The organism is Pseudomonadota bacterium, from assembly GCA_011049115.1.
Lineage (GTDB): Bacteria > Desulfobacterota > Anaeroferrophillalia > Anaeroferrophillales > Tharpellaceae > DSCM01.
Window position 1 is genome coordinate 1 of record DSCM01000101.1, and the last position, 13,177, is coordinate 13,177.

The 13,177-nt window shown below is 55.7% G+C and carries 12 protein-coding genes; 7 read left to right on the top strand and 5 right to left on the bottom strand.

The genetic code is table 11. The annotated features are described in order from the left end of the window. The first annotated feature begins 92 nt into the window (after positions 1-92). The 7 genes from ENN66_08970 (at position 93) to ENN66_09000 (ending at position 7,159) form a co-directional block, all read left to right on the top strand. Positions 93-1,358, top strand: a complete 1,266-nt coding sequence (locus tag ENN66_08970; GenBank protein HDS16716.1) for an ABC transporter substrate-binding protein — start codon at positions 93-95, stop codon at positions 1,356-1,358. 106 nt (positions 1,359-1,464) lie between these two features. Beyond that, a complete protein-coding gene (locus tag ENN66_08975; protein HDS16717.1) occupies positions 1,465-2,064 on the top strand; it encodes a nitroreductase in 600 nt (199 codons plus the stop codon). A 59-nt stretch (positions 2,065-2,123) separates the two neighbouring features. Further along, the gene (locus tag ENN66_08980; GenBank protein ID HDS16718.1) at positions 2,124-2,990 is read left to right on the top strand and encodes a branched-chain amino acid ABC transporter permease; all 867 of its coding nucleotides are present in this window, start codon (positions 2,124-2,126) and stop codon (positions 2,988-2,990) included. 4 nt (positions 2,991-2,994) lie between these two features. Beyond that, positions 2,995-4,008, top strand: coding sequence for a branched-chain amino acid ABC transporter permease (locus tag ENN66_08985; protein ID HDS16719.1), 1,014 nt, complete (start codon positions 2,995-2,997; stop codon positions 4,006-4,008). Positions 4,009-4,016: 8 nt separating this feature from the next. Continuing rightward, positions 4,017-4,772, top strand: a complete 756-nt coding sequence (locus tag ENN66_08990; GenBank protein ID HDS16720.1) for an ABC transporter ATP-binding protein — start codon at positions 4,017-4,019, stop codon at positions 4,770-4,772. Position 4,773: 1 nt separating this feature from the next. After that, positions 4,774-5,520 carry an ATP-binding cassette domain-containing protein gene (locus tag ENN66_08995; protein ID HDS16721.1) on the top strand — a complete coding sequence of 249 codons (747 nt, stop codon included), beginning with the start codon at positions 4,774-4,776 and terminating at the stop codon, positions 5,518-5,520. 1 nt (position 5,521) lies between these two features. Beyond that, positions 5,522-7,159, top strand: a complete 1,638-nt coding sequence (locus ENN66_09000) for an AMP-dependent synthetase (GenBank protein HDS16722.1) — start codon at positions 5,522-5,524, stop codon at positions 7,157-7,159. Between the two features lie 93 nt (positions 7,160-7,252). Here ENN66_09000 and ENN66_09005 read toward each other — a convergent pair whose 3' ends face one another. From ENN66_09005 to ENN66_09025, 5 genes are all read right to left on the bottom strand, one after another. Then, positions 7,253-9,088 (bottom strand): DEAD/DEAH box helicase, encoded by a 1,836-nt coding sequence (locus ENN66_09005; protein HDS16723.1) that lies wholly within the window; start codon positions 9,086-9,088, stop codon positions 7,253-7,255. A gap of 80 nt (positions 9,089-9,168) precedes the next feature. Beyond that, a complete protein-coding gene (locus ENN66_09010; GenBank protein HDS16724.1) occupies positions 9,169-9,867 on the bottom strand; it encodes a type 1 glutamine amidotransferase in 699 nt (232 codons plus the stop codon). 75 nt (positions 9,868-9,942) lie between these two features. Next, positions 9,943-10,674: a hypothetical protein gene (locus ENN66_09015; protein HDS16725.1), complete on the bottom strand. Its 732-nt coding sequence runs from the start codon at positions 10,672-10,674 to the stop codon at positions 9,943-9,945. Between the two features lie 2 nt (positions 10,675-10,676). Next, positions 10,677-12,161, bottom strand: coding sequence for a hypothetical protein (locus ENN66_09020; protein ID HDS16726.1), 1,485 nt, complete (start codon positions 12,159-12,161; stop codon positions 10,677-10,679). Between the two features lie 38 nt (positions 12,162-12,199). Beyond that, positions 12,200-12,835 carry a hypothetical protein gene (locus tag ENN66_09025; GenBank protein HDS16727.1) on the bottom strand — a complete coding sequence of 212 codons (636 nt, stop codon included), beginning with the start codon at positions 12,833-12,835 and terminating at the stop codon, positions 12,200-12,202. Positions 12,836-13,177 lie beyond the last annotated feature (342 nt).

Below are 13,177 nucleotides of genomic sequence, written 5' to 3' on the forward strand. Positions count from 1 at the left end.
ATATTATTTTATGGTACGGTGTTTGCTCGGTCAAGGTGCGGGTTGTTTGGTGCTGCTGGAATTTTATGCGATTTGGATTTTGGGAGGGGAGAATGAAGATTAGAACTGGATTAGTGGGGTTGTTGGTGTTTATAGGGGTTGGCCTTTTGCCCGGAAGTTCTCTGGCTGCGACTGGAAAGCCGATTGTTCTGGGATGCCCGTTGTCAACCGCCTTTCTCTATGGCTGGGATGCGGAACGGGGGATCAAGTTGGCGGTGGAGGAAATTAATCAGGCCGGTGGCGTCAGGATCGGCGAGACGATGCATCCTTTTCAGGCGGAGGTTATCGATGCCCGTTCCCTGGAACCCGGAGTCCCGGTGAGCGAGGCCCTGCTTGGTGTGGAAAAACTGATTCTGGAAAAACAGGCTGATTTTATCGTTGGTGGTCCGGTGCGTTCCGAGGCGGCTCTGGCGGTCATGGATCTGCTCAGCAAATACAAGAAGGTATCGATCGTGACGACCGGGGTGCTGACCCCGGGCTATCATAAGCGGATAGAAAGCGATTATGAAAAATATAAATACTGCTTTCGCAACTCCTCCGAGATTATCACGATCGGCAAGGATATGATCAAGGTTTTCAACCAGCTCAACCAGGAACACGGTCTGAGTAAAGCCTTCATCATGGTTCAGGATGTCGATCACGCTCGCAAAGCCGGAGGCTTGATTGCCAAATTGCTCAAGGAGACCGGCAAATGGGAGGTTCTGGGCGAGGAGGTTTATCCTACCGGGGCCACCGATTTTTCGATGGGCCTGCTCAAGGCGCGCCGGCTCAAGGCTGAAGTGCTGTTTATGTGGCTGGATATGCCGGAGTCGGCGATTTTGCTTAAACAGTGGAAGAATATGAGAATGAACTGCGTTCCGATGGGTTTCATGTCGGCGGCCGAACAACCGGGTTTCTGGGACGCGACCAAGGGCGATTGCGAGTACACCATTGTCGATGCGGTTAACGGCGGTAATGTGCCTTCTCAGATTACGCCCTGGACCATGAAGTTTGCCGAAAATTATAAAAAGAAATGGGGTCTGGAGCCCGAAGGTTACGGCACGTCTTCAAGTTACATGGCGGTCTATCAGCTTAAAGACGCCATCGAAAGAGCCGGCGGTCTGGATCCGGATGCCGTGATCAGGGCGCTGGAAGAACAGGATCTGATGGGGGTTTACGGCCGTATGCGTTTTGCTGCAAATCATCAGATCATTCCGTCCGACGATCCCGCCACCGGAGCGGTGGGTTGCATGTTTCAATGGCAGGCCGGCAAGCGGGTGCAGTTTTTCCCCGGCGTTGGGGCTACCGGGAAGCTGCTGCTGCCGCCCTGGATGAAATAACTGCGGCCGAAGAGCTGCATGAGGTTTGCTGCGGAAGCTTTATCGGTGTTTTCAAGCCGAGATCTTCCGGAGCAGATTCTCAAACCATTGTTTAGCGGAGAATGCCATGTCATACGATGATTTTTTTACTCTCTTGCGAGCGCGTCGCAGCTGCCGATCCTTTGTCGCGGAAGAACCGTTGAGCAATGAGGCGCTTCGGCGAATTATCGACGCGGGCCGACAGGCTCCGAGTCCACTTAATCTGCAGCCTTGGTCGTTTATCGTTATTACTTCATGCGAGCTCAAGAAACAGTTGCGTCAGGCCGGGGAAAAGGCCAAACAGCAGGTTCTGGATCAGGGTGGCCCCGGCTGGGTCGGAGGTTTCAGTACTGATTTCATGGAAGAGGCTCCGCTCCTGATCGCGCTTTTGTCTGAGCCCGAAAAAGGCGGTCTGGGGGCCTATTTCAATCAGCCCGCAGGCAGTTTGCAGGCGGTCTCGGCTTGTATGCAGAATATGATGCTGGCGGCCACGAGTCTGGGTCTGGGAAGTTTATGGTTTACCTTTTTTGATCCGTTCGAGGTGCGTTCCCTGCTGAATATTCCTTGTACTCACGATATCGCCGGCCTGTTGTATATCGGCCGCGCCGGCGGCGAGGCACCGCTCAGTAAGCGACGGCCGCCGCGGATTTATGCGGAGCGCTTTGGGGTTGACGGTGATTTTTTCTGAATAATCAAGGGTAAAGACCCGGTTTGCGCAATGCCTGCGGGGTTGCGAAGAGGATGTCAGTGGAAATTATTATTTATGGTCTGGTTAACAGCTTTCAGCTGATTCTCATTGCTTTCGGTTTTACCCTGGTTTACGGGGTCAGCCGCCTACCCAATTTCGCCCATGGCGCGATCTATGTTTTTACCGGGTTTGTGGCCTGGGTGATGATGCATAAGCTGAGCTTGCCGTATTTCCCGGCGGCCCTGCTGGCGGTGGCGAGCGCGGCCCTGGTCGGAGTGATCATTTATCAGTTCATTCTCAAACGGATTCGCGGAATGAGCATGAACGAGATTATCGCCACTTACGCGATCGGCGTGGCCCTGATCGAAACCTTACGCTGGCTGGGGTTTAAAGGCACTACCTTTACCTTGCCGGCCTTTGTCGAGGGCATGGTTTTTATCGGGGATGTGCCGATTGATTATCAGCGTCTGCTGGTGGTCGGAGTGGGCCTGGTTCTGCTGGCCGCAATCTGGCTCTTTACCAAATTCACGCGCACCGGTCTGGCTCTGCGCGGTATTGCTCAGGATGAGCGGGCGGCGATGATGCTCGGGATAGATTCCGATATGACCGCGACCCTGGCGATGGCGCTGGGGTCCGCCATGTCCGGAATCGCCGCTCTGGCCATTTTTCCGCTCGGCAGTATCGTCATCGAGGCCGGTTATAACACCTTGATCTTTGCTTTGGCGGTCTGCATGGTCGGCGGCATCGGCAGTTGGGGCGGGACCATCCTGGCAGCGTTTGTTCTGGGTTTCCTGCAAGTCCTGACCGCCACCTGGCTGGCCACCCATTTTCAGATGGTGACCACCCTGGCTGCCATTATCGCCACTTTGATTATCAGGCCCTCGGGTTTTTTCGGTAAACATAAAGAGCTGGAAGAAAGAGTCTGACACTATGAAAACCGTAAAACGTAAAGAAAGAATTGATCGCGGGATCAAGGTTCGTTCCGACGGCATTTACGCCTTGTCGTCATGGCGGGAGATCTGCTACCTGATCGCTCCCCGGGCGCTGCTCGTCGGAGGTTTGCTGCTGGCGCCGTTGCTGTTGCATTTCTTTCCTTATTGGCAGAAGGTGCTGCTGATCGTCTGTATCTACGCGCTGTTGGCGATGTCCTTTGATTTTCTCGCCAACTATCTTGGCCTGGTTTGCCTGGGAGGTTCTTTTTTTGTCGGAGTCGGCGGTTATGGCGCCGCGCTGCTTAACAAGTACCTACTCATACCCCCGCTGTTGTCGGTGCCCCTGGCGGCTCTTGGGGGAGGTGTTCTCTGCACCCTGGTTTTATTGCCCTGTTTGCCCTTGCGCGGAGTTTACTTTGCCATTATCACCCTGATGTATCCGTTGATCATGACCCGGATTATCGAGGCCTTTGAGCTGTTCGGCGGCACCAATGGCATGATGGATATCGCTGGTTTCGCCAATCCCTGGGTGGAGCAGTATTTCATCGTTTTCGCCACTCTGATCTTTCTTTTTGCTCTGCGCCGGCTGGCGGTCGAGGATTTCGGTCTTGTGCTCAAGGGGGTCAAGGACAACGATCAATCGGTGCGCGCCTCGGGAATCAACCTGACCTGGATCAAGGCTCAGGCGATTTTTATCGCCTCTTGCATGGGTTGTTTTGCCGGGGCTTATCTGGCCCATGTCTATATGTGGGCAGGGCTTTCGATGTTCGCCCTGGATTTTTCGATTATTCCGATTGCCGCAACCGTGATCGGCGGCGGCGGCTCCCTGATCGGAGCCGTACTCGGCGCTATTTTGCTGGTGCCGCTCTCCGAGAGCCTGCGGGCGTTCGGTCCTCTGCGGATTGTTTCGTATTCTCTGATCCTGACCGTGGTCGTTGTGATCAAGGGCGAAGGGCTGTTGAATTATCTGTCACGCAAATATAATCAGTTTGAACGGTGGGTCGAGATATGAGTTCTGCCATGTTGAAGGTAACTAATCTGACCAAAAAATTCGGCGGGGTGATTGCCCTCAATGACATTAATTTTTCGATTGCCAAGGGCGAGGTTCTGGGCATCATCGGTCCCAACGGATCCGGGAAAACGACTTTGATCAATTGTATTTCCGGTTTCGCCAAGGCGACGGCCGGGGAAATTGTGTTCAACGGCCGCTCGATTCAGGGCCTGGCTCCGCATCGCATTGTCAATCTGGGAATCTGTCGCACCTTTCAGATCATGCGTCCCTATGCCAGTCTGCCCGCCTACAAGAATCTGATTGTTCCCCTTTTTGGTCAGCGGGCTCGTAAAACCGGGGGGTGGCGCGGCGGTGGCCGCCATGGGGACCGCAATATCAATGCTTTGGATTTGCTCGAAGAGGTCGGTTTCGAGAGGGAATCAAAGGTGCCCTATAAGCTGGCGGGAACCCTTCCTACCGGTTATCTGAAGCGTCTTGAGTTGGCCCGCTGCCTGGCGCTCAATCCGGATCTTTTGCTCTGCGACGAGGTTTTTTCGGGCTTGAGTATGAGTGAAATCGCGTCGATGGTGCCCTTGATTGAAAAACTCAATCAATCCGGAGTGACGATTATCATGATCGAACATCGCCTGAAGGAGCTTTTCAAGGTTGCCCGCCGGGTCATGGCCATCAGTTATGGGGACAAGATCATCGAGGGCAGTCCGGCCGAGGTGATGGCGAACGAGAAAGTCCGGGAGGCGTATCTGGGCGCCGAGGAGGTGAGTTGAGATGCTGATCGCCGAAGGTTTGATGGTTTTTTATGAGAATATGCTGGCTCTTAACAATATCGCCTTGACTTGCGGGGAAAATCAGATTGTCGGGATTTTCGGGGCCAACAGCGCCGGCAAATCAACCCTGATGTATACTTTGTCCGGAATCATTCTCGATATCAAGGAAAAAGAGCGGATGCGGGGCGGCGAGCAGGTTACGGTGATGGGACGGATATATTTCGGGGGTGAGGATATCAGCCGGCTGAAACCCCATCTTCGGGCTCGCCGGGGGATTGTTTTATGCCCGGAAAGGCGCCGCCTGTTTTCCGAAAGCAGTGTTCTCGAAAACCTTAAAATCGGATCCTATCTCGCCAGTCGCCGGGAAGCCGCCGAGACCCTCGATTATGTGCTGGAAATCTTTGCCCCCCTGAAAAAACTGTTGCGCCGTCCCGCCGGTTTTTTAAGCGGTGGCGAACAGCAGATGGCGGCCATCGGCCGGGCCCTGATGGCCCAGCCGAAGCTGCTGCTGCTGGATGAACCTCTGCTGGGGCTGAGCCCGGCCTATCAGCAGGTGATGATGGAATCGGTCAAGGCTATTCGCGAAACCCGGAAGATTTCGATAATTGTCACCGAACAGTATGCCCGACCGGTGATTCCGATTGTTGACTATGCCTACATCATGGAGAACGGTTCCGGAGTAATGTCGGGCTCGGGTCGGGAACTTCTGGATAATCCTGATGTGAAGGCTGCTTATTTTGGGGTGTGAAATGACACGAGATAATAATCTTTATACCTTTTCCGGATTTGAGGATGCTGTTCGCCGCTTTCCGGAGCGGAGCGCCCTGATTTATCTGGGTCGGAAATTCAGCTACCGTTTCCTTCGGCAGATGATTGATCAGTTTGCTACCGCTTTGCATCGTCTTGGTGTCGGTTATCAGGATAAAGTCATGCTCTACCTGAGTAACTCGCCGCAGTGGATCATTGCCAATTTCGCTGTCCAGAAACTGGGGGCGGTAGTGGTTCCGGTTTCCCCGATCTACACCTCGTATGAGTTGCTGTATATGGTCGAGGATGCCGAGGTCGAAACGGTTCTCTGTCTCGATACCAACTTCGGCTACGTCAAGGAAGTCGATCGCCAACATCCTTTGAAAAGGATTATCATCACCAATCTGGCCGATATGCTCTATACCTGGCAGAAGGTTTTCGGCACCTTGGTCGATAAAATTCCTCGGGGCAGCACGGTTTCGGCGGAAAACACTTACTGGTTTAATGATCTTCTGCGCGGGGCCCCGGCACAGCCGCCGGTGGTTGCCATCGATCCCAACCGGGATCTGGCCTATATCATGTACACCGGCGGCACCACCGGTTTTCCCAAAGGCGTTCCCGGCAGTCATGCCGCCGAGGTTTCTTACATCCGTGATGTCATGGATGTTTTTCGAGACTATATGGATAAACAGGGTGACACCATGATTATGGTAAACCCGCTTTTTCATATCATGGCCAAAGGTTTTCTGCTGGCCGCCGGACTTAACTTCGGCAACACCACGGTGCTGATGCCGGTGCCCGAGGTCGATGCCGTGTTAAGTGAAATTGAGCGTTACGGGGTGCGCTGGATGCTTGGCGTTCCGGCCCTGTACCGGATGATTCTGGAAAATGACCGGCTTGGCGATTACAGGCTTGATTCGCTTCGGTACTGTTATTGTGGCGGTGATGTTTTGCCGGGAGAAATCTTTAAACGCTGGCGTGAGTTGACCGGCGCTCCTTTGTATCAGGTCTACGGTTCAACCGAGGTCGGCCATCTGACCTACAGTGTGCTTGACCGGGAGCCCGATGCTCGTACGGTCGGCAATATTCTGCCTTCCCGGCGTTGTCTGGTGGTCGACGCCGACACCCTGATGGAGGTGACGCCCGGCGAGACCGGTGAACTCCTGGTAACTTCAGCCTGGACGATTAAAAATTACTGGAATAAACCTGAGGAAACCGCGGCGGCCTATGTCAGGATCGGGGAAGAGGTGTATTACCGAATGGGGGACTATGTTCGGTTGACGGAAAACGGTGAGATTCAGTTTGTCGAGCGCACCGCCGATACCATCAAATATAAGGCCTACCGGATTTCCGCCTCGGAAATTGAGGCGGTCCTGCAGGATCATCCCACAGTCATGGGGGCCTGCGCGGTGGGCATACCGGATGCGAGCTGCGGCGAGCGTATCAAGGCGATTGTTGTCTTGAAGGAAGATGCCAAGGGGGTTGACGGCCAGGCCTTGACGGCTTGGTGTCGGAAACGCATGGCTCCCTACAAAGTGCCGCATTATATTGAATTTCGCGATATGTTGCCGAAATCCAAGGTCGGTAAGCTTCTGCGGCGGGAGATTCGAGATGAAGAAAAGCGCCGGGGGAGAGACTAAGCCTTGCCTTCAGAACGGCGCCGATAACCAAGAAGCCGGGGTGACTGATTGGTGTCGCCTCGGCTTCTTGGTTTTGGATTAAACGGTTGTTTTTTAGGTCGTTCTTGGTTTCCTGGGGGCTTTCTGAGTTTTTCCGGCAGGATGAGCGGGTCTTTTCCCAGGGCCGGGTTTCGTTCCGGGACCGCGGTCGGGGCTGCGTCGCTTATCCGCGCCGCTCTCCGGCGGCGGAGAGCGGCGACTGAAAGTTTCGTTTTTTTCCGCCGCTCGGGCGACGACCGGGCGGCCGTTAATCATCAGTTCAGAAAAAATTTTGATCACCCGGCCGGCGAAACGACGGTCGGTTTCCAGCAAACTGAAAGCCGGTTTGATTTCGATGCGTCCCACGCGAATTCTGGTGCTTCCGGCGGAAGCATCGTTAATTACGCCGATCAGGCGTCCGGGATTGACTCCGTCCCGGCTGCCGACATTGAAGTGGATCAGGGTCCAGTTTTCCCTTTCCACCCGGGGTTCCCGCGTTCCGCTTTTCTCGCCGGGGCGGCGGGCGCCGGCGCGCTCCGGGGTCTGCCGGAAAGCGCCGGATTCGGGTTTGAGGGAGCGCTCCCCGCGTTCGTTCAGATCGGGCTCGTTCAGATAGGTCTGCAGGCGTTCGCCGAATTCGGCCAGAATAAAACGTTCCGCCAGTTCCTCGCGGCTCAGATCGGCCAGTTTTCCCATGATTTCCGGCAGAAATGGTTGCAGGGCGGTCTTTTGCTCCGCCGCTTGCGGCAGCTGGGCCAGAAAACGCAAAATCAGCTGCCGGCAAATTTCTGGTCCGGTGGGAATCCGGCCCGCTTCAAAGCTTCTCTGCAAACGTTTTTCAATTTCCCGCAGCCTGTATTTCTCCCGTAAATGAATGAAGGCGATCGAAACGCCCTGTTTGCCGGCCCGGCCGGTGCGGCCGCTGCGATGGGTGTAGACGGCGATATCATCCGGAAGATTGTAGTTGATGACATGGGTCAGATTTTTAATGTCCAGGCCGCGGGCGGCGACATCGGTGGCCACCAGCAGTTGCAGGTGGCGCCGGCGAAAACGCTGCATGACCAGATCGCGTTGGACCTGGGAGAGTTCGCCATGCAGGGCGTCGGCCTGATAACCGTCGGCAAGTAGTTTTTCCGCCACTTCGCGGACCTCCTGGCGGGTGCGGCAGAAGATGATGGCGTAGATTTCGGAAATATTATCGACCACGCGGCGCAGGGCCTGGTAGCGGTGTTTCGCTGCGGTCAGATAGTAGATATGTTTGACGTTGGCGACCCCCTGGTTACGTTCGCCGACGGTGATCTCGACCGGGTCATGCATGTATTTCCTTGCGATTGCGGTGACCTCGCGGGGCATAGTCGCCGAGAACAGCAGGGTTTTTTTGTCTTCCGGAGTGGCGGCCAGGATTTCGTTGAGATCATCCTGAAAACCCATCTGCAGCATTTCGTCGGCCTCATCCAGGACCACGGCGCGGATCGAGGAAATATCAATCTCGCCCTGCTTGATAAAAGCCAGCAGCCGCCCCGGCGTGGCGACGATGATCTGGCCCCCCTGACGCAGCTGGCGACTCTGTTCGACAATGCCGGCGCCGCCGTAAACCGCCACGATTTTAACGGCGGACAGATAGCGGGCGTAGGAATGCAGATCACGAGTCACCTGGACGCAGAGTTCCCGGGTCGGGCAGAGAATCAGAACCTGGGTTCCGCTGTTGGCCTGATCCAGATGGTCGATCAGGGGCAGACCGAAAGCGGCGGTCTTGCCGGTGCCGGTCTGCGCCAGACCGACCACGTCGTGGCGCAGGCCGATAATCGCAGGAATCAGTTCTTCCTGTACTTCAGTCGGGGCGCTGAAACCCAGCTGATCGAGAGCCTTAAGCAGATCGGCGCTCAGACCGAGTTGCGCAAATGTTGCCATTACAAATTGCCTCCAAGATGAAAATTAAAACTGCGGGCGTTCAATATCACATGGGCGGTCAATTGGACAGTGCTAAATTATTACGTCGATTTTTTTAAGAGAAAGGCCAGGATGTTTTCCATGACCCGGTTGATGGACTGATAGCGTTCCGCTGCGGCGGCCAGAATCTCGGCTTCGCTCTGCACGTAGGGCCCGGTTTCCAGTTCGTCCCGGCAATTGAACAACAGTTCACGGACCGCTTGCGGGGTGGTTTCGAGATGAAACTGCAGGCCGATAACCTTAGAGCCGATTTGAAAGGCCTGATTGGCGCAGGCTTGGCTGCGAGCCAGCGACACGGCTTGCGGAGGGAGTGTGAAGGTTTCGCCGTGCCAGTGAAAGACCGTGAGCCGTGGCGGAAAGCGGAACAGCCCTTCCTGCTCCGGAGCGTAGTTTTCAATCGGCAGCCAGCCGATTTCCCTGACCGGATTGGGAAAGATCCGGGCACCGAGGGCGGAGGCGATAAGCTGGGCTCCCAGACAGATGCCCAGAACCGGTTTGCCGGTGGCGATAAACTCACGAAGATATTGTTTTTCCGGAATCAGCCAGGGGTGTTCATGCTCGTCGTTGACACTCATGGGGCCGCCCATGATCGCAAGAAAATCTATGCTCTCAGGTTCGGGCAGGGTCCAGGACGCGGCGAAAAATTCGGTTTTGCTGAGCCTGAACCCGGAGTTGGTCAGGCCCGCGGCCAAACTACCGGGGCCTTCAAAGGCAACGTGCTGAAAATAATGAGCTCGTATAAAATTCGCCTATGCCGTTTTCATCGAGAACAATTATATGCCTATATGTTGTGATCGCGCGGCTTGAGATCGGTTTTACGCCTGACTCGACGGTTTAAACCAGGTTACCTGTTGCAGCCCCGGGGTGTGGCGAAAGGAGGCGCCCTGCGCCAGATATTGGCGGGCGCAAAGCCGGTCGGTAACCACGCTGCCGGCGAGGCAGTCAATGCCGTAGTCAAAAAGCAGGGGATGCAGGGGGGTGCTGGGGCCGACCAGGACATTAAAGCTGTTTGGACATAAGCTCAGCACCTCGGTAAAGGTGTGATTGATCAGGGTGGTGGCGGTCAAGAGGACGAAATCGGCCTGCGGCAGAATCTCGGCGTAACTTTCCGGTCCCAGGTCTGCGCCTTGAGGATTGAGCTCAAAAACCCAGAAATTTTTAAAAATACCGCTTTCTCTCAAGCTGTCAACCTTGGGAAAATGACCGAGGACGGCGATGTTTTTGCCCCGGCCCTGCCCCAGAATATAATCAAAGGCATTGCCGGTGGCGGTGTTGCGGACGCGGTCGGGATGGTTGACCACGGCATTGACGGCGGCCATGCCGATGGCGCGTTCCAGCAGATGCTCGGAAAAAAGGAGACGGGCCAGTTCGGCGGTTCCTCTTTCATGCAGTCGGCCGAGAGCCTGCACCGGGGCCATGCAGCCTCCGGTGTTGACGGTCGAAGCCAGGCCGGCGGCGGGCCCGTCGATATAAACAGTGTGACGGAAAATGGCGACTTCGTTAACCGGCAGGTCGTCGAGTTCGGCGACAATTCTTTTCATGATCATCTTCAGGTATTCCTTTTGGTATTCCTTTTGGGTTTGCTGGGGCTATGCTGTTGCCACGCGGCCAGGGAATAGTTCAGGGTGGCGGCGAATTGATGCTTTCCGCGCCGGCGCAGAAAATCAACCAGCAGCAGCGGATTGAGTTTGTGGATCAGCATGAAGCCCAGCCAGGTAACAATCATGGCGCGCAGCAGCAGCACCCCGGATTGGGTCGTGCCGGGCTGGGTAAAGTAAATAATCGCGGTGCTGGTTATTATCAGCGGCAACAGCGCTCGCGGATGAACCAGGTCGCGCAGGGCCTTGCGGGCGCTGACCGGCCAGCTGCCGGAAGGGCTTGGGGCCATTGCGGGCGGAGCCGTTGCGGGGGTGGTTTGCCCTCGCAGGCGGGAAAGCTGCTGTTCCAGAAAACTGCAGCGGCTGAAATAGGCGATACTCACGGCGCCGGCGGTCAATCCGATTTTGAGAAGAAACAGGGCGATCAGATAGCTTTCCAGGCCATAAGGGCCGGCGCCGATGGTTGCCAGCAGACGGTTAAGAGCCTTTTCCAGCATGCTGAAATAGGCCTGTCCGTACTGAAGCAGGGCAAAACCCAGAGCCAGCAGTAACATGATGGTGGACGAAAGGGCGGCGCCGATTAAAGCGGTGGCCAAACGCCAGTTCAGCAGGGAGGTCGGTAATGCGAACAAGGCTCCTTGGGTAAAGATATAAAACATCGGTTTCAGGCGGGGACCGGCTGGAGAAAAGGATTTGAGCAGGGCCGCGATCGTCGCGATCTGATAAAGTCCCCGCCCGTTGAGCCGGTTTCCGCAAGCCGTCAGCAGCATCAGTTGCAGCAAGGCCAGAAAATGGCCTTTCAGGGGTATCTTGAGGCTGTGTAAAACCGAGCCGAGGCCGACCTCCGCCAGCCCCGCCAGGACGGCAAAGGTCGCGATCTGTCGGGCATCGCGCTGTTCCAGACGACGGCTGATCTCCTGCAGAATAAAATTCTGATCACGGTCTTGGCCCAGATCGTAGATCAGGCAGTTATGGCTCAGCCGGTAACGTTCCAGGACCTTCCCGAGGCAGCGTTTTTTTACCGCCAGGATCAATCCCGTTTTCTCTTTCTCCAGGATTGTCGCGATCACATCATCAAAGCCGTCTCCCTCAAGTTCCAGTGGCCCGATGTCATCCAGCAGGTAAACTTCCGTTTTTCGCGCCGACTGCAGATGCTCCCGGGCCCGCGCCAGATTTTTTCGGTTGAAACTGAAACCTTCGCTCCGGCGTTCGGCCCAGGGCAGAATGCTTTCGTTGGGAATCAGTTTAAAATTGTAGCTGGTCGCCGGTCGGCCGCTGCGATGCACCCGGCCGGTGGTCTGGCAGAGGACGCCGCAGAGGCGGAAGCGGCGGCGCAACTTTGTGACCAGAGCCTGTAAAAGCGTGGTTTTCCCCGCCGCGATTTCTCCGGTGATAATGAAAATCCGAGGGCTGGTTTCACTGTCTGCTAAAGGCATTTTTGACCCTTTTCAGGTAAAATCGGCGGCGAAAGAAATTACAGGTCGCAGAACATGACGTCATGGCGATGGCGTCTGATAATATGCGGCATGCCCAGTTCCTTGCGGGTCCGCATGATTCGATCTTTATAGACCGAGGAAAAAAGCAGCGGGTGAGCCGGTTGTTTTTCCCGCCGGGGAACGATAATGCCTTTGCCTGCCGTCCTGGCCGCTGGCAGACGATCAAGCAGGAAATTGATGGTTACCGCCGGGACCGGGCGATTCAGGAAAAGATACATGAACCATCTTGCGCTTTCGCTTACACAGCTCAAACCGGCCTTGATGGAAGTAATGATGGGCTGCTCGGTTTTCGTGGTTTCGACCGCGAGCACGTCAAAATCAGTGATTTCCTCCAGATAGCCGGCGGTAGCCGCGCTGTAAACCCAGACGATCAGGGAAAAACGCGAGCTTATGAGACGGCAGAGCTCAAGGGTTTGCCCCCGCAGCTCTGCGGCGCAGGGCTTGGCCCCGAGCATGATTAAAACCGGCAGCTTCGATTTCTCGGGCGCTGCTCCCGGGGTCAGGGTGGCTACCGGTACCCCTGCCTTGGTGATGACGATTTCCTCGCCGCCGCCGGCGACCAGGCGCAGCAAATCGTGTTTGACGGTCGTGATGTTGAGTGCCTTTCTGATCATTCGAACCGAACCTGGATGAAAAAATAGGGTTGGCGGCGGCGTTGCTCTCACCGTAGTGCATTTGGGTGGCCATCTAAATGCACTACGGATGGAAAATTGTCAATCAATTTTTTATCTCCATAAAGGTCGGCCCTGGCCCTGACCCTGGCCGGCGAGGAAATTTTTCAATATCTGTGCGACACGCTTAAACCCGGGGCCGAGGTGGAGATTCGCTGCGAGGACGGAATGTACTATGCCGCGCTTGATTTCACTCTGCCGTTTTCCGGTTTCGCCATGGAGGCCTTCAACCTGACCGCCAGGGTCAGGGTTGAAGACGAGTCCAGCCTGGCCGCCATGGGCCTG

Coding starts and splice junctions, on each gene's coding strand:
- ENN66_08970 (HDS16716.1), top strand. CDS start 93: ATGAAGATTAGAACTGGATTAGTGGGGTTGTTGGTGTTTATAGGGGTT.
- ENN66_08975 (HDS16717.1), top strand. CDS start 1,465: ATGTCATACGATGATTTTTTTACTCTCTTGCGAGCGCGTCGCAGCTGC.
- ENN66_08985 (HDS16719.1), top strand. CDS start 2,995: ATGAAAACCGTAAAACGTAAAGAAAGAATTGATCGCGGGATCAAGGTT.
- ENN66_08990 (HDS16720.1), top strand. CDS start 4,017: ATGTTGAAGGTAACTAATCTGACCAAAAAATTCGGCGGGGTGATTGCC.
- ENN66_08995 (HDS16721.1), top strand. CDS start 4,774: ATGCTGATCGCCGAAGGTTTGATGGTTTTTTATGAGAATATGCTGGCT.
- ENN66_09000 (HDS16722.1), top strand. CDS start 5,522: ATGACACGAGATAATAATCTTTATACCTTTTCCGGATTTGAGGATGCT.
- ENN66_09005 (HDS16723.1), bottom strand. CDS start 9,088: ATGGCAACATTTGCGCAACTCGGTCTGAGCGCCGATCTGCTTAAGGCT.
- ENN66_09015 (HDS16725.1), bottom strand. CDS start 10,674: ATGATCATGAAAAGAATTGTCGCCGAACTCGACGACCTGCCGGTTAAC.
- ENN66_09020 (HDS16726.1), bottom strand. CDS start 12,161: ATGCCTTTAGCAGACAGTGAAACCAGCCCTCGGATTTTCATTATCACC.
- ENN66_09025 (HDS16727.1), bottom strand. CDS start 12,835: ATGATCAGAAAGGCACTCAACATCACGACCGTCAAACACGATTTGCTG.